We start from the raw sequence: 19195 nt of genomic DNA, 5'->3' as shown, positions 1-19195 counted from the left end.
AAGGCTTTATACCTGCGGTCGCAGGATGATCACGCCCAGCGGTGGCAACGTCAGCGAAAGCGATACGTCCTGCCCGTGCGCGGGGATCTGTTCGGCCAGTATCCCGCCGCCGTTGCCCACGTTGGAGCCGCCGTAGCACTGCGCGTCGCTGTTGAAGACTTCCAGCCAGCGGCTGTCCTCCGGCACGCCGACCCGATAGCCCTCGCGCACCACGGGCGTGAAGTTGCCCACGACCAGCAACGGATGCCCGGTCGAACTTTTACGCAGCCAGGCGAACACGCTGTTGACGCGGTCATCGCCGATCAGCCATTGAAAACCTCGCGGATCGCTGTCCAGTTCATGCAACGCCGGCTCCTGGCTGTACAGACGATTGAGGTCGCGGACAAGATTCTGCACCCCTCGATGATCAGCCTCCTCAAGCAGATGCCAATCAAGCTCGCGATCATGGCTCCACTCCCGCCACTGGCCGAACTCGCTGCCCATGAACAGCAGCTTCTTGCCCGGGTGCGTCCACATGAACGACAGGTAGGCCCGCAGGTTGGCGAATTTCTGCCAGCGATCGCCGGGCATCTTGTCGATCAGCGAACCCTTGCCATGCACCACCTCGTCGTGGGAGATCGGCAGCACAAAGTGCTCCGAATAGGCGTAGACCATGCCGAAGGTCAGCTTGTCATGGTGGTACTGACGGTTGACCGGGTCTTCGTGAATGTACTTGAGCGTGTCGTGCATCCAGCCCATGTTCCACTTGTAGGCGAAGCCCAGTCCCCCTTCGGCGGTCGGCTTGCTGACCCCCGGAAAGGCGGTGGACTCTTCGGCGATGACCAGGGCGCCTGGCGTCTCGGTGGCCACCACGTCGTTCAGGTGGCGCAGGAACTCGATCGACTCCAGGTTTTCACGGCCGCCGTGACGGTTGGGAATCCACTCGCCTTCCTTGCGTGAATAATCGCGATAGAGCATCGAGGCGACCGCATCGACTCGCAACGCATCGACGTGAAATTCGCGCAGCCAGTGCAACGCCGAGGCCAGCATGAACCCGTGCACCTCAGTGCGGCCCAGGTTGTAGATGTAGGTATCCCAGTCCTGATGAAAGCCTTCGAAGGGATGCGCGTATTCGTACAGCGCCGTGCCGTCGAACTCGCCCAGTCCGTGGGCATCGGTCGGGAAATGCGCCGGAACCCAGTCGAGGATCACACCAATCCCCGCGTTGTGGCAGGCGTCGACGAAGGCGGCGAAATCGTGCGCGGTACCGTAGCGAGCGCTCGGCGCGAATTGCGACAGCAGCTGGTAACCCCACGACCCGCCGAACGGATGCTCCATGATCGGCATCAGTTCGATGTGAGTGAAGCCCATGTCGACGACATAGGGAATCAGCCGCTCCGCCAGCTCATGCCAGTCGTAGAGCCGGCCATCGTCGCCACCCTCCCGGCGCCACGAGCCGGCGTGCAGCTCGTAGATGGTCATCGGCGCCTGTAGCGATTGCCGCGCGACCCGCTGCTGCAGCCAGGCGTCGTCTTTCCACTCGTACTCCAGCGGATGGGAAATCACCGAAGCAGTGCCCGGCGGCAATTCGGTGGCCAACGCCACGGGGTCCGCCTTCAAAGGCAGTATCCCTTGCGGACCGAGAATCTCGTATTTGTAGCGGTCGCCTGGCTGCAGACGCGGTATGAAGATTTCCCAGACCCCGGCCGGAAAACGCAGGCGCATCGGGTGCCGACGGCCATCCCAGTCGTTGAAGCTGCCGACCACCGAGACGCGTCGGGCATTGGGCGCCCAGACGGCGAAGCGCACGCCCTGCACGCCGTCGACGTCCATCGGCTGCGCACCGAACACGCGGCCGATCTCACGGTGATTGCCCTCGGAAAACAGGTACATGTCCATTTCGCCGAGCTGCGGCCCGAAACTGAACGGGTCTTCGGTCACCTGTTCGCCGCCGGCCCAGCGGATTTTCAACAGGTAGGGTTGCGGATTGGTCAGCCGGGTGAAAAAGAAGCCGGGCACCTGGCCCTGTTCCATCGCCGCCAGCACGCGGCCCCCGGTGCGTTCGAGCACCTCGACGCCCAACGCGTTTGGCAAGTAGGCGCGAATTACCAGCCCGTCACCGTCGGGGTGTGGGCCGAGTATGGAAAACGGATCGCCATGCTCGGCGCGCACCAGCGCATCGACATCAGCGTCGCTGGGAAGCAGGGTTTCGCCTGGCATGGTCACGGCCGGTCGGTCATTCATAGGGAACCTCCATCGGAAATCTGTTGTGCCAGTGCCGCCAGTCCCTGAAGGGGAACGGACAGCCAGGCTGGGCGGTTCTCTGCCTCGTAGGCCACTTCATAGGCGGTTTTTTCAAGGCTGAACAAGGCCAGGGCCGCTTCGGCCCCGGCAGCGTCTTGCCAGGCATGCGGCATCTGCGCCGTCGCCTCGCGATAGGCCTCGAGAAATACACTGCGCGCGCTTTGCTGGTAGGTATCGGAAATGTTGCGCCGCACCAGGTCCGCCGCTTCGGAGCTGTCGCTTATCTGCGCGTTACGCAGGGTCATGGCAGTGGCGTATTCGAACGAACGCAATACGCCGGAAACGTCCTTGAACGGGCTCAGCTTGCTTCTGCGCTCATCCAGCGAACGAGCCGGTTCGCCTTCGAAGTCGATGAAGTATGCATCGCCCTGCGCCACCAGGACCTGCCCGAGGTGAAGGTCGCCGTGCACGCGTGTGCGCAACCCGCCCTGGGTACGGGCGGCCAGGCGCTTGACTTCGGCCAGCAACGATTTGCGTTGCGCCAACAACTGGTCGACGAGCACGGTCGCCTTGCGGTCGAAGTCGCCCCGGTGGGTTTGCAGCAGGTCGAGCGCTCGTTCTACCTGAGCGGAGATCGCCCGGGTCCACGCCTTGACGTCGGCCGGGCCTGTCGGCTCGCTGGCAAAGGCCGGGTCATCGGTTTCAGCCGCCAGCGTCATGTGCATCTCGCCCAGGCGTTGCCCAAGCAGACGATTGAAGGCTTCGAGTTCCTCGAGGGCGCTGTACTGATTCTCATGCAGGGAAACGCCACCGGCAATCTGGTCGCGAACGGCGCGGTCCAGTGTGTTCAGCGTCCATTCCCACGCATCCCCCTGGTTATCGAGGTAGCGCTGCACGACCATCAAGGCATGCTGCTCGCCCTGCTTGTCGACGCGGGTCACCTGGCCGAGCATCGCCGAGATATGCGTAAAGCCCTGCTCGGTCAGGAAGCGGCCCATTTCCAGTTCCGGATGCACGCCCGCCGACACCCGACGCAGCACCTTGATCATCATGCTGCTGCCGATTATCGCCGAACTGTTGGACTGCTCGGCCGAGAGGTAGCGGACTTCCGCGTCGGCCGGCAGCTCGATTTCATCCAGCGTGGCCATCGGCTCGAAGCGGATCTCGCCTTCACCGCAGGGCAGCACCTGTCCCTCACGCAGCCCTTGTATGACACCCAACACGAACTGGTTCAGTGCGAAGGCATCGGTCAGCAGGCCCACCTGCGGTCCACGGCGCACCCGCGCCATCGCCAGTTGTTGCGGCAAGGCGATGTCGAAATCGCCCTCGTCGAGGAATCCCAGCGGCAACTGGTAAAGGTCGGTCCGCCCGCCGGTATCCACTGCGATTTCGCTCAACAGCACGGGCTTGTGCGGGTCGCCGAACGGCACGCTGTAGCAGATCCGGATCGAGTCGATGGTCGCATCCTTGCTGGCGAACCACCGTCGCTTGGGCAGATAGGCCGGCAAGGACTCGGTTTCGAGAATGCGCTTGTTGGCGCTGGTGAGGGTATCCAGGCGCTTGAGCACCAGGGTCTGAAAATCAGGCATGGTTGCCACCGGTTCCTGGTGCCAGCTGGGCATCTGATGACTGGTCGCCAACTGGAACCAGTAGAAGCCGTAAGGTGGCAATGTCAGCAGATAGGGCAGTTGGCCGATCGGCGGGAACGCGCTTCCGCCCACCATCTCCACCGGCACCATGCCGGCGTAGTGCGAAAGCTCGAGTTCCGCCGCCTGGGCCGAACGGGACACGTTGGCGACGCAGAAGATCACCTCCGTTTCGCCATTGGGGGCGGTGTACTCGCGCAGGTACGCCAGAATCCGCCGATTGCTCGGCGCCAGCATCTTCAGCGTGCCACGGCCGAATGCCTTGAACTGCTTGCGGATGGACAGCAGCCGCCGCGTCCAGTTGAGCAGCGAGTGCGGGTCGCGCTGCTGCGCCTCGACGTTGATCGCCTGGTAACCATACAGCGGGTCCATGATCGGTGGCAGGACCAGGCTTGGCGGGTCGGCCCGCGAGAAGCCGCCGTTGCGGTCCACCGACCACTGCATCGGGGTGCGCACACCGTCGCGGTCGCCGAGGAAAATGTTGTCGCCCATGCCGATTTCGTCGCCGTAATAGATCACCGGGGTGCCCGGCATCGACAGCAGCAGGCTGTTGAGCAGTTCGATGCGGCGACGGTCGCGCTCGAGCAGCGGCGCCAGGCGCCGGCGAATGCCGAGGTTGATCCGCGCGCGCTTGTCCGAGGCGTAGTAGTTCCAGAGGTAGTCGCGCTCCTTGTCGGTGACCATTTCGAGCGTCAGCTCATCATGGTTACGCAAGAAAATCGCCCACTGGCAGTTCGCGGGAATGTCCGGCGTCTGCCTGAGGATGTCGGTGATCGGAAAGCGGTCCTCCTGCGCCAGAGCCATATACATGCGCGGCATCAGCGGGAAGTGGAACGCCATGTGGCACTCATCCCCCGGCCCACCGTCCTCGCCGCCGAAATACAGCTGGGTGTCTTCCGGCCACTGGTTGGCCTCGGCAAGCAGCATGCGGTCCGGGTAGTTGGCATCGATCTCGGCGCGAATCTGTTTCAGCACCGCATGGGTTTCCGGCAGGTTTTCGTTGTTGGTGCCGTCGCGTTCGACCAGATAGGGAATCGCGTCCAGCCGCAGCCCGTCGATGCCCAGGTCGAGCCAGTAGCGCATCACGCTGAGCACCGCCTTCATCACCTGCGGATTGTCGAAATTGAGGTCCGGCTGGTGTGAATAGAACCGGTGCCAGAAGTACTGCTGCGCGACCGGGTCCCAGGTCCAGTTCGACACTTCGGTATCGAGGAAAATGATCCGCGTGCCGTCGTATTTGTCATCGGTATCCGACCAGACATAGAAGTCGCGAGCCGCGGAACCCTTCTTCGCCTTGCGTGCACGCTGGAACCATGGATGCTGGTCCGAGGTGTGGTTGATGACCAGCTCGGTGATCACCCGCAAGCCGCGTTTGTGCGCGGCGGCAATGAAGCGTCTCGCATCGGCCATGGTCCCGTAATCGGGGTGCACGCCCCGGTATTCAGCGATGTCATACCCGTCGTCGCGCCTTGGCGAAGGGTAGAACGGCAACAGCCAGATGGTATTGACGCCCAGGTCGGCGATGTAGTCGAGCTTCTCGATCAAGCCCTGAAAGTCGCCGACGCCGTCATTGTTGGAGTCGTAAAACGATTTTAGGTGTACCTGATAGACCACCGCATCCTTGTACCAGAGGGGGTCTTTGATGAATGCGGCGGGTTTGCGCGCTTTGGCCATCTTCTCGTTCCTTTTATGGCCTCCATAACCCGCCCCTGTGAGGTGTCGGGTGGAGCCTGACTAAGAGCTTCAGTATTTGAGACTAACTCTAGGTATATCTTATATCTGATTGAAATATAACGATAACTACCCGTAACCTAGAATTTACTTTAAGTCCGGATCGGGTGCGTCGGCGGTCAACCGCCAGATACCGAACGGCTGGTACCAGGGCTCGATGCGCATCCATTGCGTCTTGCCGTACCACGTCCAGCGATGCCCGTTCATGAGGTCTTCACCGCGCGTCTCGGCGTGGTCCGGCAACCCGAGTTCCCACAAGGGCAACTCGAAATGCGCTTCCTGTGCGTTATGCGGATCGAGGCTGATGGCGACCAGAATGAAATTGGAGCGGTCCGGCGTGCGTTTGCCGAAGTACAGGATGTTGTCGTTATAGGCCGTGTAGGCCTTGAACCCGAGATGGGTCTGCAGGGCCGGGTTCTGCCTGCGGATGCGATTGAGCTGCGCGATCTCGGCGATGATGTTGCCGGGCGCGTGATAGTCACGCGGGCGGATTTCATATTTCTCAGAGTCCAGGTATTCCTCCTTGCCGGGGATCGCCGCGGACTCGCACAGCTCGAAGCCTGAGTACATACCCCACAGCCCTGAGCCCATGGTGGCCAGTGCCGCGCGGATGAGAAACCCGGGACGTCCTGAGTCGTGAAGGAAAAACGGGTTGATATCCGGTGTGTTGACGAAGAAATTCGGGCGATAGCAATCGCGCAGCGGCGGCTCGTTGAGCTCAGTGAGGTATTCGGTCAGCTCCGCCTTGTTATTGCGCCAGGTAAAGTAGGTATAGCTCTGGTTGAAGCCGACTTTGCCCAGGCGCGCCATCATCGCCGGACGGGTGAAGGCTTCGGCAAGGAACATCACATCCGGATCGCGTTCACGGATATCGGCGATCATCCACTCCCAGAACGGCAGCGGCTTGGTGTGGGGGTTGTCGACCCGGAAGATCTTGACGCCCTGCTCGACCCAATGCCAGACGACGTCACGCAACGCGATCCACAGGTCCGGCATGGCGTCTTCGGCGTAGAAATCGACGTTGACGATGTCCTGGTACTTTTTCGGCGGGTTTTCGGCGTAGCGAATGGTCCCGTCAGGGCGCCAGGAGAACCAGCCCGGGTGCTCTTTCAACCAGGGGTGATCCTGAGAGCATTGAATGGCAAAGTCGAGGGCGATCTCCAGGCCATGCTCACGCGCGGCCGCGACCAGCTCCCGGAAGTCCTCCAGCGTGCCCAATTGCGGATGCACCGCGTCATGGCCGCCCTCTTCACTGCCGATCGCATAGGGGCTGCCCGGATCGTGCGGTCCTGCGTCCAGGCTGTTGTTGCGGCCCTTGCGGTGTTTGCGACCGATGGGGTGAATCGGCGTGAAATAGAGTACATCGAAGCCCATGTCGCGGATGGACGGCAGCCGCTTGTGGACGTCGCGAAAGGTGCCATGGCGATTCGGATCGTCGGTTTCGGAGCGAGGAAACAGCTCGTACCAGCTGGCGAACTGGGCCAGTGGGCGTTCGACGTCCAGCGCGAAGACCGGGCTTTGGCTGCAATGCTCGCGCGGGTCCGCATCGGCCATGACCGCGGCGGTTTCGTCGGCGAGCATCACCGAGACGCGCTCGTCATCCAGATGCGCGGTGCTCAGGCGATGCAGCAAGTCATCGATGATGGCCTTGGTTTCGCCCTGGGCACGACCGCTTGCGCGCTCCAGCAACAAGCGGCCCTCCTCCAGCTCCAACTGGACCGGCACACCGGCGGCGTGCTTCTTGGACAGCTCGTAACGGTAGGTTTCGTACACGTCCCACCAGGCTTCGATCATGAACTCATGACCGGCAACCTGTGTTGGCGTGAAATGCCCCTCCCATATGTCGTTACCGATCAGTTTGAGGCGGGCGCGACGCCATCCGGTTTCGTCCCGGGTGCGCCAGCAGATCGCAGCGGCCAGCTGATCATGACCGTCGGCGAAGATCTTGCTGGTCACGTTCACCGGGTGGCCGATGATGGCCTTGGCAGCGAATCGACCGCCATCGAGCACCGGCTCGGTCGCCTCGATGGCAATACGCGGCATCTTCAACGCCTGTTCAAGTCGGGGGTGAATCGTTGCGTGGGGCTGTGACTCGATCATCGAACGGGCTCCTGGGGCCTTGATCGTTGCGATACAGCAAACCCAACCGCTCGAAGAGCGGGACCGTCAGGATAGGGTTTACCGTGTGAGAACCGGCTCGGCAGGCTTTCACTGGCTCTGTTCTTCCGAGCCAACGGAGGGTCTAAAAGTTCAGCAGAACAGGCTGCGACGGGGCCAGCCGACGCCCTTGGCTGACGGACGTCGGAAACTCGGGCGGGGCATGCAAAACAGTCTGTAATCAATGACACGCCAGGCGCGACGGGTGGCGACGCACTTGCACCCTGCCCGCCATGCGCTATTGCTGGTGTGGTTATCACGATGGATGGAGACCTCCATGACTCCGCATGCACGCCCCGATGTACCGCAACCCGACCCCGTCGTGCACGACAGACCGGGCGATTTGCCGCAGCTGCCCTGCCCCGACGATCTCGACGATTACAAACCCGGCACCCCGTTTGGCGGCCAGGCGGTCGCCGACGAAGAGCCGGAGCCCACCTGAAACGCTAGTCGGCGGTGATCAGCAACGGGTTGTAGCCACTTCGTACGTACTCGCCCTGCTCAGCCAGTAGCAAGTCCAGGGCCAGGCTGGCGAGATCGTCGGCGATCGGTTCGGCGCGCCCATGAAGTTCACGCTGCATGAGTTTCAGGTAGCTGTGGCATTCGCCGCAGGCTTCCGCCTGGACAGGCAGGAAAGGCTTGCCCTGGTCGTCATCAAGCGACAGGTAGAGCAACTTGCCACCGGTGTCGCATGCGCTGCAGGTGATGCGCTCCAGATGCCACTCTGTCGCGCAGATCGCACAATGCAGATAGCGCACGCCGCTGCGATGGCGCTCGTTATGCACCACGCTCGCGACCGGCGCGGCGCCACAACAGGGGCACAGCGTCTTCGCCTCGCCCGTCGGACGCGTGGGAGCGTCGGGCAGCCCCATGGCCATGCGAACCCAGCTGACCTGCAGCGCTGCGGCCACCAACGGAAGCAAGGCTCGGGTGGCCTCGTTACCGGGGCGCATCTCGAACACATCATCGGCCAGTGCGTCGCGCTGCTCAGGCGGCATTTCGCGCAAGGTGCCGAGCAAGGGGCGCTGACGCGTCCCCACGTGCAGTTCAACGGCATCGAGCAGCGCGAGCAGGTCGTGTTGCCAGCCAACGTCACGACGCAACGCCTGGAAGCCCAGCGGCGGCATCCCATGTTTCAGCGCCTGATCGAATGCCCCGGCCGCCGGGCGCCACGCCGGCTCGTGATCGTTCAGCACCTGATGCTGGGCCTGTACCAGCCGGGCCATGAAGGCGAGAAATTCATCCAGCGACGGGACCTGTACCACCAGCTCCCTCAGTCGGGTGGCCCGTTTACTGAAAACCTTGGCGTCGGGAAGCGTCACATGCGGCGCTTCCATGATCCCGGAAGGCGCACTGCCATAAGCATGATTCACTGCAGCTCCATTCATGGGCGACGATCCTGCACTTCGCTTGTCGGCGATGCGCTCTGAGCATCGGATTTGTTGTTGCGCATGATGTCCTCGTACCACAAACCATGATGGTGGCGTGCCCAGGCATGGCTCACGCGGCCTTGCGTCATGGCGCGGACCGAGCCTTTCACCCAGATCGCCGAGTAGACGTGGATGACCAGCGTGATGATGGCAACGAACGCCGTGATCGCATGAATCATCACCGCCCAGCGCAGGGCCCAGACCGGCATGTCATCGGCGATCCAGGGCCGCCAGAGCACGATGCCGGTGATCAGCAGGATCGGCACCGTGGCCAGGAAAATCCAGTACACCAGCTTCTGACCGGCGTTGTTCTTGCCCACGGGCGGCAAACGCTCGTCGCGGTTGCTGAGCACGTCGCCAATCTGCCGGACCCATTGCACGTCATGGCGCCGGATCAGGTTGTCGCCGAAGAAGCGCACCGCCTGGATCATAAAGAATAGCGACATGAACACACCGATATAGGGGTGCACGATTCGGGTCGGCTCCGGCCCGCCGAACAGCGCGGTCAGGCCGAAGAAGGCTGGATAGAACAGCGCGAGGCCACTCAGGGTGAGCAAGACGAAGGTGATCGCGATGAGCCAGTGATTGACCCTTGTCCACCATCCGTAACGCAGGATTCCGTACTTGACGTTGGAATGGCTCATAACCGGTCCTCCTCGCGACGATCGAGCGCTCGGTCGCGCGCTGCCAGCTCAGGGTCCGGATCGTCTTCGGGCTCCTCCTTGGGCCCCTTCATCACGTAGTGGAAGAACCCGGCCAGCACCGACACGCCCAGTGCCACGGACATGATCGGCTTGGTTACGCCCTTCCACAGCTCGACCGTCGGACTGATATGCGGGTCCTTGGGCAGACCGCTGTAGATCTCCGGCTTGTCGGCGTGCTGCAACACATACACCACGTGCGTGCCGCCAACGCCCGGTGGATCGTAGATGCCGGCGTTCTCGTAGCCCCGTCCCTTCAGATGTTCGACCCGATGGGCACCGTAGTCGAGCATGTCGTCCTTGGTGCCGAACATGATCGCCGAGGTTGGGCAGCTTTTCACGCAGGCGGGTTCGAGCCCGTGATAGACCCGGTCCGAACACAGCGTGCACTTATAAGCCTTGTTGTCTTTCTTGGAGATACGCGGGATATCGAAGGGGCAGCCGGCCACGCAATAACCGCAACCGATGCAGTGCTCGGAGTTGAAATCCACGATACCGTTGGCGTATTGCACGATGGCGCCTGGCGACGGGCAGGCCTTTAGGCAGCCCGGCTCGGCGCAATGCATGCAGTTATCCTTGCGGATCAGCCACTCGAGGTTGCCCTGCTCGTTCTCGTATTCACTGAAGCGCATGACCTCGAACGACTCGGCCGTCAGGTCCTGCGGGTTGTTGTAGGTCCCGTCGCACTCGCCGACCTCGTCGCGCAGGTCGTTCCATTCGGAACACGCCACCTGACACGCCTTGCAGCCAATGCAGACCGACACATCGATCAGCTTGGTGACCTTGTCCACGCCCCCATGCCGCACCTGCGGCGAGGGGGTGGTGGTCGCTGAACGGGCGATGATGTTTTGCAGGTTGATCTGGTCACCACGCATCAGACGGCTCCTCCAATCTTCTCCACATTCACCAGGAACGACTTGAACTCCGGCGTCTGCGTGTTTCCATCACCCACGAACGGCGTGAGCGTGTTGGTCAGGTGCGCCTTTTTCGCGACACCCTTGAAGCCCCAATGGATCGGAATCCCGATCTGGTGCACGGTACGGCCGTCGATCTGCAGCGGGACCAACCGCTTGGTCACCACGGCGACCGCCGTGATGAAGCCCCGCTTGGACGTGACCTTCACCCGCTCGCCCGCCGCGATACCCAGTTCCTCGGCCAGCACGGTACTCATCTCGATGAACTTTTCCGGCTGGGCGATGGCGTTAAGCCGCGCGTGGGTCGTCCAGTAGTGGAAATGTTCGGTGAGGCGGTATGTCGTTGCCGCGTAGGGAAAATCCTTGTTGGAACCGAACGAATCCCGATCCTGCTCGAAGACACGCGCGATCGGGTTATTGAGCGCCAGCGGATTGTCCGGGTTCATCGGATTTCGGTCGATGGGAGTCTCCATCGGTTCGTAGTGCTCAGGGAACGGCCCTTCGTTCAGCCATTCCGAGGCGAACAGATGTCCGGCCCCGGTCTGGGTGATGATGAAAGGCCCCACGCCCTGGGACGGCGGCGAAGTCAGCGGGAAATCCGGAACGTCCGCCCCGGTCCAGCGCTCCCCATTCCACCAGACGAACGCCTTGTTCGGCGCCCATGGCGTACCGTCCGGTCGAGCCGAGGCACGGTTGTAGAGCAACCGGCGGTTCATCGGCCAGGCCCAGGCCCATTCCAGCGTGTTACCGGTGTTGTACGGATCGCTGTTGTCGCGCCGGGCCATCATGTTGCCTTCCTCGGTCCAGGCACCCGAATAGATCCAGCAACCGCATGCGGTCGAGCCGTCTGCGCGCAGCTCACTGAAATCCTTGAGCAACTCGCCCTTGCGCCGAACGACATTGCCCGCCTCGTCGGTCAGGTCGGCCAGTGCCCTGCCGTTGTACTCCTGGGCCAGCTCCGCTGCCTTGGGGAATTTGGGGTCCTTGTAGTTCCAGGAAAGGTTCAGGATCGGATCGGGGAAGGCGCCACCCTCCTGCTCGTAGAGGTGTTTGATCCGCAGCATCACTTCACCGAGGATTTCGGTGTCCGTCATCGATTCGCCAGGCCCTGGCGCCGCTTTCTCGTGCCATTGCAACCAGCGCGAGCTATTAGTGATGGAACCGTCGTCTTCGGCAAAGCAGGTGGTCGGCAACCGGAAGACCTCAGTGCCGATCTTCGACGGATCGACGTCGTGGTACTCGCCGAAGTTTTTCCAGAATTCCCCGGTCTCGACCTTGAGCGGATCCATGATCACGAAATACTTGAGCTTCGACAGCCCGTCCATGACCTTGGCCTTGTTCGGGAACGCCGCCAGAATGTTGAAGCCTTGGCAAAACGCGCCGGTCATCTTGCCCAGCGTCATGTCGTTGACGGCATAGAGGACGTCGTAGATCGGCTCGGACAGTTTAGGCAGCCAGTCATAACACCAGTCGTTCTCGACGGTCGCGACATCGCCGTACCAGTCCTTCATCAGACTGACGAAGAAGCGCTCGTAGAACTTCCAGTACGACACCTCGCCTTCCAGCAAGGGCGGCTTGATCCGCGTCTTCATGTAGTCGGCATAGTTCTGCAGATCGACGGACGGAAGGTTCATGTAGCCAGGCAACAGGTTGGACAGCAGACCGATGTCCGTCAGGCCCTGAATGTTGGAGTGCCCGCGCAGCGCGTTGACGCCGCCGCCGGGCATGCCCATGTTGCCAAGCAGCAGCTGCACCATCGCACCACAACGAATCATCTGGGACCCGATGGTGTGCTGCGTCCATCCCAGCGCGTAGAGGATGGTCATGGTCTTGTCGGGCGCCGAGGTCTGGGCCATCAGGTCCCAGATCTGCTGCACTTTCTCTCGAGGCATGCCGCAGACGTTCTCGACCTGCTCGATGGTGTACCGGCTGTAATGCTGGCGCATCAGCTGGAATACGCAGCGCGGATGCTGCAGCGTCGGATCGGCACGGGCGAAACCGCGCTCGTCGAGTTCGAAGTTCCAGGTCTCGCGGTCGTAGGTTCGGTCCTGTTCGTTATACCCGGTAAACAGCCCTTCATCGAAACCAAACCCTTCGGCGACGATCAGGCGGGCGTCGGTGTACTCGCGTACGTATTCGTGAGCGTAGCGGTCGGATTCGATCAGGTAGTTGATGAAACCGCCCAGGAAGACGATATCGGTGCCGGTCCTGATCCACGCGTGATAATCCGCAACCGCCGTGGTGCGATTGAAACGCGGGTCGATGGAAATCAGGATCGCATCGCTGCGCTGTTTGGCGTGCATGACCCAGCGGAAGCCCACCGGATGCGCTTCAGCCGAATTACCGCCCATCGACAGAATGACGTTAGCGTTGGCGATATCGACCCAGTGGTTCGTCATCGCACCGCGACCAAATGTTGGGGCAAGACCTGCCACCGTTGGTCCGTGTCAAACGCGCGCCTGGTTGTCGAGCTTGAGGATGCCGAGTGCCCGGGTGATCTTCTGCGTGATGTAGGCCGTCTCGTTGGTGCAGGCCGAAGCCGCCACCATGGAGGTGGTCATCCAGCGATTGACCAGCCGCCCCTGCTCGTCGTGGGTCTCGAAGTTCTTGTCGCGATCATCTTTCATGTGGCGAGCGATGCGCGTGAAGGCCTCATCCCAGCTGATGCGCTTCCACTCGTTGGTGAACGGCTCACGCACTTCCGGGTACTTGACCCGGGATTCGCTCTTGATGAAGTCCAGCACCCCGGCCCCACGTGGGCAGAGCGAGCCGCGGCTGACCGGATGATCCGGGTCGCCCTCGACATGGTAGATGTCGTCGATGACGTTGGCGGCGCCATCGCCGCGCGAATAAAGCAACATGCCGCAGCCCACCGAGCAGTAGGTGCAAATGTTGCGGGCAATCTTTGCGCCGGTCAGTTTGAAATGACGAACTGACGCAACGGCTTCATCAGGCGCAAATCCCATCATGGCCATGCTCGATGCGCCTACACCAGCCGCACCGAACTTCAGGAACTGTCGCCGGGATACTCGCACGGTCATCGGTATCTCCTGTTACTCGTTATGATCTCCCCATCTGGATGATCGACTGCGGGGGCTCTGCAATGGTTCCTGCAGCGCGATCAACGGGGGCGGCGCATGTTCGCTGCGCCTGTTCAAGGCTAGCTTGAGTTTCGATATTGGAAAGGTTACCGGTCGAATCAGGCGTTGAGCTGAGTCAACAACCGGGCAGAAATGGACTGTCGCGTCGCCCCATAGTCGGCCCAGGGGTCGCCTGGCAGCGCCTGCAGTCGCTCGGGCAGATTGTGGATGGTCCACTGATCCGCCCCGCTGATCCGTTCCAGTTCATCGAGGGCAATGGGCACCGATACCGGCAAGCCGGGGCGCGCGCGAACCGAATACGCCGCGACCGTGCTGGCGCCGCGCTGGTTGCGCAGGTAGTCCACGAAGATTTTCCCGACACGGTTCTTCGGCCCCATCTTCTCGGCGATCCGCTCGGGAAAATCGCTGGCCAGACGCGCCGTCACGCTACGGGCGAATGAATTGACGCAGTCCCAGTCCTGCCGGCGATCGATCGGCACCACCACGTGCATGCCACGGCCGCCACTGGTCTTGAGGAATGCGTTGAGCCCCAGTTCGGCCAGCAGGTCCAGCGTCATCGAGGTTGCCTCGACCATCCTCGACCACGGCAGCGAAGGGTCCGGATCGAGGTCGAAGACGATGCGATCCGGTCGATCGATACGGTCACTGCGAGCGTTCCAGGTGTGAAACTCGACGGTGCCCATCTGGACCGCTTCGACCACAGCGGTGACGCTGTCAGCCTGGATCAGCCGCGCGTGCTCCGGGTCGAGGGACTTGTCCAGGACACGCATGTGCGGCATTTTCAAACGCCCGCAGTGACGCTGGAAGAAACGTTCCCCATCCACCCCTTCGGGGGCGCGAACGATGGAGAGCGGCCGGTTGGCCAGATGCGGCACCAGCCAGTCGCCCACGGCCAGGTAGTACTCAGCCAACTGCAGCTTGGTGCCGCCGCTTCGCGCATCGATGACCCGTTGTGGATTGCTGATGCCGATGCCGCCCACATCGGGGCGGCTGGCTTTGTCGGACTTGCCGGCCATGGGTACCTCGCGAGGTCAGCTGGCTTTCTTGCTGCTGGACTTGCTGGCAGCGCTCTTGCGTGCGCTCGAGGCCTTGCTGCCGGAGGCTTTGCTTGGCGCTGCCTTGGGCTCCGCCTTGGCTTTGCTGGCGGTGCCCTTGGCGGTCGTGCGCTTGCGCGGCGCCTCGTCTTCGTCGGCCTGCTCGTCGGTTTCCTCGGCCGGTACGGCCTTGCTGGCGGTCTTGCCGGCCAGGCTGCGCTTGAGCAACTCGGTAAGGTCGATGACGTCGGCGCTGCGCCGATCGACCGCTTCCTCCGGCCCGCCAACGGCTTCGAGCTTGCCTTCGCGCGCCTTGGTTTCCACCAGATCCATGATCTGGTCCTGGAAGGTGTCTTTGTATTGCTCGGGGTTCCATTCCTCGGTCATGTCTTCGACCAGTCGCTTGGCCATGTCCAGCTCGCGCGGGTTGAGGTCGGCGTTGAGCGCTTCGTCCTTCATCTCGAGGTACTCGACGCCACGCACTTCGTCGGCCCAGCGGAGCGTATTCATCACCAGCGCCTTGCCCAGCGGCATGACTACCGCGAGGTGCTGCTTGTTGCGCAGCACCACGTTGGCAATTCCCACTTTGCCGGTCTGGACCAGCGTTTCACGCAGCAACGCATAGACCTTTTCCCCGCGGCGGTCGGGCGTCAGGTAGTACGGCGTATCGATATAGAGAAACGAAATGTCTTTGGCATCGACGAACGCGACGATATCCACCGTTTGCGTCGCCTTCGGGTGCGCCGCCTTGATCTCTTCGTCGCTGATCACGACGTAGTGCCCCTTCTCGTACTCGACGCCCTTGACGATGTTCTCGCTCTCGATGTCTTCGCCGGTGGTCTTGTTGATGCGCTTGTAGCCCACCCGGTCCATGCTGCGTTTGTCCAGCCAGTCGAAATCGATCCCTTGCCGTGTCGTGGCGGGAACCAGTGCGACGGGAATATGAACCAGACCGAAGCTGACGGCGCCCTTCCATATCGTGCGAGGCATAACCTTTCTCCTGTCGAACGATGATCAGCCGTTGACCACCGTACCGCCGTTCACATGGATGACCTGGCCGCTGACATAGGAAGAATCGCTGCTGGCCAGGTAGACGTAGGCCGGCGCCACCTCATCGGGCTGGCCCGGGCGCTTGAACGGCACGTTGGCGCCGAATTCGGCGACCTTGTCCGCATCGAAGGTGGACGGAATCAGCGGTGTCCAGATCGGCCCGGGCGCCACGCCGTTCACGCGGATACCGCGTTCGGCCAGGTTCATCGACAAGGCCCGGGTGAAGCCGACGATCGCGCCCTTGGTCGAGGAGTAATCGATCAGCATCGGGTTGCCCTTGTAGGCCGTCACGGAGGTGGTGTTGATGATCGCTGCGCCTTCCTTGAGATGGGGCAGCGCGGCCTTGGTCATCTGGAACATGCCGAAGATATTGGTGCGGAAGGTCTTCTCCCACTGCTCTTCGCTGATGTCTTCCAGGCCTTTCTGCGGATGCTGCTCGGCGGCGTTGTTGACCAGGATGTCGAGCTTGCCGAACGCGGCCAGGGTCTCGTCGATAACCTGGCGGCACACATCCCGATCAGCCACGTCGCCGGCGAAGGTCAGGCATTGACGGCCATGGCTTTCAACCACACGACGCGTTTCCTGTGCGTCCTCGTGCTGATCGAGATAGAGGATGGCCACATCAGCCCCTTCGCGGGCATAGAGCACCGCGACCGAGCGACCGATACCACTGTCGCCACCGGTGATGATCGCAACCTTACCCTGCAGTTTGCCGGCGGCCTTGTAATCTTCGCCGCGAAACTCGGGGCGCGGGTTCATCAAGTCTTCCTTACCGGGCTCAGGTTGTTCCTGAGGGGGTAGGGTCTGGTTTTCATCGGCCATGCAAAATCCTCCGTCAAGGTGAATAACCTGTCTTCGGAGGACTTGAACCACGAGGGAAAAGTTTCTGTGAAGCGATGAGAGGGCCCGCACAGCGGGCCCTGTTCAATCCACGCGAAGCACGACCCGGCCCCGGGGAATACCGGTCTCGACGTACCGATGCGCTTCGATGACCTCATCGAAGCCAAACACCTTGTCGACCTGTGGCGTGATCAACCGATCGGCGGTGAGCTGGTTGATATGCAGCAGCGCACGCTCGACCGCCTCGCGGTCCTGCTTGATGCCCAGCTCCGGTTGGCCAGTGAAATCACACAGGCAATGAAGGAAGAATTTGAAATTCTTCTTGAACGCCGCGCATGCCGGAAACGCCGTTTCGTTGCCACCGTTGAGCCCGTACAGAATGAGCTTGCCACGCGGTGCGATCACATCACCGAGCAGCTTCATCTGCGACCCGCCGCAGGCGTCGAGCACGACCTCCACGCCGGCGCCTGCGGTGATCTTCTGCAACCGCCCGACCAGATCCTCTTCCTCGGTCACGATCACCGTCTCGGCACCCAGCTCGCGCAGGAAGTCGCGGTCTTCAGCCGTCTCGCACGTGGCGATCACTCGCCCGCCCAGCGCCTTGGCCACCTGCACGGCGGTCGGGCCAGTGCAATGGCGGGCCTCGGTCACCAGCACATACTGCCCAGGCTCCAGCTGCGCCAGTTCAACCAGGGCAAAATAGGCCACCAGCGCCGGCGTGTAGTGAATGCTGGCTTCGACAGGGCTGAGCATGTCGGGATAGTGCACCAGCGAGGTGTACGGCAACAGCGCATGCTCGCCGTACAGGGGATACTCGTTGAGATCATGGCCGGGGAAACTTGCGACCGCGTCACCGATCGCGAAACCGTCCACGTCGTCGCCCACCGCCAGGATCTCACCGGCGATCTCGGAGCCCAGCCCGGAGGGCAGCCGCGCATGACGCGGTGCGAGGTCCTGTCGCCACAGCACGTCGTTCCAGCTAATGCCGATGGCACGCGCGGCGATCAGCACTTCGCCGGGACCGGGCCGCGGCATATCCTGCTGCTCATAGCGCAGGACCTCGGCAGGGCCGAACTGATGGAAACGGATGATACGGGACATGAAAGACCCCTCGATTACTACTGTGTTAGTGACTCTATCTGCACCGTCGCCACAACTCCAGCCGCGATTCCCGCATTCCGCTCGATAGTCGCCATGCGCCGGAATGATGATCTCGTGTATGTAAAGCCGCATCACAACCTGCAGGTTTGTGTCATTGCAAAGCGGAAATGGACATGCCGAGGTCATCGCGATCTGTCTAGAATGCACCGCACCCCATAGGTCGACCGTACCCTTGGTTAGACCCCTGCTTGAAGTGAATGGCATGAATCGCAACGACCTTCGCCGTGTGGACCTGAACCTGCTGATCGTCTTCGAAACGCTGATGCACGAGCGCAGCGTGACCCGGGCGGCGGAAAAGCTGTTCCTCGGTCAACCGGCGATCAGTGCCGCACTCGCACGCCTGCGCACGCTGTTCGACGATCCGCTCTTCGTGCGCACGGGCCGCAGCATGGAGCCAACCGCGCGCGCGCAGGAGATCGCCGGTCTGCTCTCCCCCGCACTGGATTCGATCTCGACAGCGGTCAGCCGCGCATCCACCTTCGATCCGGCCACCAGCGAGCTGGTGTTTCGTATCGGTTTGACCGACGAGGTCGAATTCGCGCTGCTGCCCCAATTGCTTCGACGCATCCGGGCAGAAGCGCCTGGCGTGGTGCTGGTGGTGCGGCGCGCCAATTACCTGCTTATGCCGGGGCTGCTGGCGTCCGGAGAAATATCGGTCGGCGTCTGCTATACCGAGGAACTGCCGGCCAACGCCAAGCGCAAGGTATTGCGCCGCCCGAAACCCATGCTCCTGCGTGCCGACACCATTCCAGGGCGCATGAGCATGGAAGACTACTGCTCGCGCCCGCACGCCATGGTGTCGTTCGCAGGCGACCTCAACGGGTATATAGACGAAGAACTGGCGCTGCATGGCTGCAAGCGCAAAGTCGTGCTGGCCGTGCCGCAGTTCAACGGCCTGGCAAGCCTGCTGGCCGGCACCGACCTGGTCGCGACAGTACCGGACTATGCGGCCGCAGCGCTGGCGGCCAATGGGGGCGTGCGCGCCGAGCCGCTGCCGTTCGAGACCAGCCAGGATTTCGAACTGTCCATGGCCTGGCGCGGCGCGCAAGACAACGACCCGGCCGAGCGCTGGCTGCGTTCGCGTATCCAGATGTTCGTCGGCGACCCCGATAGCCTCTGACCCCCGCACCGACGTCTCCGGCTGCGCAGCACACTCGGCGAACCGGCAAGCCCGGCCAAGCGCGCCCGAGGCCTACCCCGCTTTAGC

Annotated in this window: 13 protein-coding genes; 2 read left to right on the top strand and 11 right to left on the bottom strand. The window is 62.2% G+C overall.

Annotation, left to right across the window (positions count from 1 at the left end; all coding sequences use genetic code 11):
• Positions 1 to 6: 6 nt before the first annotated feature.
• The 3 genes from glgB to GQA94_RS13420 form a co-directional block, all read right to left on the bottom strand.
• Positions 7 to 2223 carry a 1,4-alpha-glucan branching protein GlgB gene (gene glgB, locus GQA94_RS13430; protein WP_158188496.1) on the bottom strand — a complete coding sequence of 739 codons (2217 nt, stop codon included), beginning with the start codon at positions 2221 to 2223 and terminating at the stop codon, positions 7 to 9.
• Positions 2220 to 5543 (bottom strand): maltose alpha-D-glucosyltransferase, encoded by a 3324-nt coding sequence (gene treS, locus GQA94_RS13425; RefSeq protein ID WP_158188495.1) that lies wholly within the window; start codon positions 5541 to 5543, stop codon positions 2220 to 2222. Before treS ends, glgB begins: the two co-directional genes overlap by 4 nt.
• Positions 5544 to 5687: 144 nt before the next feature.
• The gene (locus tag GQA94_RS13420) at positions 5688 to 7700 is read right to left on the bottom strand and encodes an alpha-1,4-glucan--maltose-1-phosphate maltosyltransferase (RefSeq protein ID WP_158188494.1); all 2013 of its coding nucleotides are present in this window, start codon (positions 7698 to 7700) and stop codon (positions 5688 to 5690) included.
• A gap of 334 nt (positions 7701 to 8034) precedes the next feature.
• Between GQA94_RS13420 and GQA94_RS23260 the strand changes: the two genes are divergently transcribed.
• Positions 8035 to 8199, top strand: a complete 165-nt coding sequence (locus GQA94_RS23260; RefSeq protein ID WP_199270044.1) for a hypothetical protein — start codon at positions 8035 to 8037, stop codon at positions 8197 to 8199.
• A 4-nt stretch (positions 8200 to 8203) separates the two neighbouring features.
• Here GQA94_RS23260 and fdhE read toward each other — a convergent pair whose 3' ends face one another.
• From fdhE to GQA94_RS13380, 8 genes are all read right to left on the bottom strand, one after another.
• Positions 8204 to 9145 (bottom strand): formate dehydrogenase accessory protein FdhE, encoded by a 942-nt coding sequence (gene fdhE / locus GQA94_RS13415; protein WP_233270160.1) that lies wholly within the window; start codon positions 9143 to 9145, stop codon positions 8204 to 8206.
• On the bottom strand, positions 9142 to 9831 hold the full coding sequence (locus GQA94_RS13410) for a formate dehydrogenase subunit gamma (protein WP_158188493.1): 690 nt from the start codon (positions 9829 to 9831) through the stop codon (positions 9142 to 9144). Before GQA94_RS13410 ends, fdhE begins: the two co-directional genes overlap by 4 nt.
• Positions 9828 to 10763 (bottom strand): formate dehydrogenase subunit beta, encoded by a 936-nt coding sequence (gene fdxH / locus GQA94_RS13405; RefSeq protein WP_158188492.1) that lies wholly within the window; start codon positions 10761 to 10763, stop codon positions 9828 to 9830. The genes GQA94_RS13410 and fdxH overlap by 4 nt, the downstream gene beginning before the upstream one ends.
• Positions 10763 to 13843 carry a formate dehydrogenase-N subunit alpha gene (gene fdnG / locus GQA94_RS13400; RefSeq protein ID WP_158188491.1) on the bottom strand — a complete coding sequence of 1027 codons (3081 nt, stop codon included), beginning with the start codon at positions 13841 to 13843 and terminating at the stop codon, positions 10763 to 10765. Before fdnG ends, fdxH begins: the two co-directional genes overlap by 1 nt.
• 158 nt (positions 13844 to 14001) lie before the next feature.
• The gene (ligD, locus tag GQA94_RS13395; protein WP_158188490.1) at positions 14002 to 14919 is read right to left on the bottom strand and encodes a non-homologous end-joining DNA ligase; all 918 of its coding nucleotides are present in this window, start codon (positions 14917 to 14919) and stop codon (positions 14002 to 14004) included.
• 15 nt (positions 14920 to 14934) lie between these two features.
• Positions 14935 to 15927, bottom strand: coding sequence for a Ku protein (locus tag GQA94_RS13390; RefSeq protein WP_158188489.1), 993 nt, complete (start codon positions 15925 to 15927; stop codon positions 14935 to 14937).
• A 24-nt stretch (positions 15928 to 15951) separates the two neighbouring features.
• Complete coding sequence (locus tag GQA94_RS13385) at positions 15952 to 16809, bottom strand: SDR family oxidoreductase (protein ID WP_158188488.1); 858 nt, start codon at positions 16807 to 16809, stop codon at positions 15952 to 15954.
• 102 nt (positions 16810 to 16911) lie between these two features.
• Positions 16912 to 17928, bottom strand: a complete 1017-nt coding sequence (locus tag GQA94_RS13380; protein WP_158188487.1) for a zinc-dependent alcohol dehydrogenase family protein — start codon at positions 17926 to 17928, stop codon at positions 16912 to 16914.
• Between the two features lie 262 nt (positions 17929 to 18190).
• On the opposite strand from GQA94_RS13380, the gene GQA94_RS13375 reads away from it, so the two are divergent.
• Entirely contained in the window at positions 18191 to 19108 is a 918-nt protein-coding gene (locus tag GQA94_RS13375) for a LysR family transcriptional regulator (protein ID WP_158188486.1), read from the top strand.
• Positions 19109 to 19195 lie beyond the last annotated feature (87 nt).

Origin of the sequence: Stutzerimonas stutzeri, from assembly GCF_009789555.1 — a bacterium.
GTDB classification, from domain to species: Bacteria; Pseudomonadota; Gammaproteobacteria; order Pseudomonadales; family Pseudomonadaceae; genus Stutzerimonas; species Stutzerimonas stutzeri_R.
Note: the sequence above shows the minus strand (reverse complement) of the source record. Positions and strands in the feature narration are given on the sequence as shown.

Coding starts and splice junctions, on each gene's coding strand:
- glgB (WP_158188496.1), bottom strand. CDS start 2,223: ATGAATGACCGACCGGCCGTGACCATGCCAGGCGAAACCCTGCTTCCC.
- treS (WP_158188495.1), bottom strand. CDS start 5,543: ATGGCCAAAGCGCGCAAACCCGCCGCATTCATCAAAGACCCCCTCTGG.
- GQA94_RS13420 (WP_158188494.1), bottom strand. CDS start 7,700: ATGATCGAGTCACAGCCCCACGCAACGATTCACCCCCGACTTGAACAG.
- GQA94_RS23260 (WP_199270044.1), top strand. CDS start 8,035: ATGACTCCGCATGCACGCCCCGATGTACCGCAACCCGACCCCGTCGTG.
- fdhE (WP_233270160.1), bottom strand. CDS start 9,145: ATGAATGGAGCTGCAGTGAATCATGCTTATGGCAGTGCGCCTTCCGGG.
- GQA94_RS13410 (WP_158188493.1), bottom strand. CDS start 9,831: ATGAGCCATTCCAACGTCAAGTACGGAATCCTGCGTTACGGATGGTGG.
- fdxH (WP_158188492.1), bottom strand. CDS start 10,763: ATGCGTGGTGACCAGATCAACCTGCAAAACATCATCGCCCGTTCAGCG.
- ligD (WP_158188490.1), bottom strand. CDS start 14,919: ATGGCCGGCAAGTCCGACAAAGCCAGCCGCCCCGATGTGGGCGGCATC.
- GQA94_RS13390 (WP_158188489.1), bottom strand. CDS start 15,927: ATGCCTCGCACGATATGGAAGGGCGCCGTCAGCTTCGGTCTGGTTCAT.
- GQA94_RS13385 (WP_158188488.1), bottom strand. CDS start 16,809: ATGGCCGATGAAAACCAGACCCTACCCCCTCAGGAACAACCTGAGCCC.
- GQA94_RS13380 (WP_158188487.1), bottom strand. CDS start 17,928: ATGTCCCGTATCATCCGTTTCCATCAGTTCGGCCCTGCCGAGGTCCTG.
- GQA94_RS13375 (WP_158188486.1), top strand. CDS start 18,191: ATGAATCGCAACGACCTTCGCCGTGTGGACCTGAACCTGCTGATCGTC.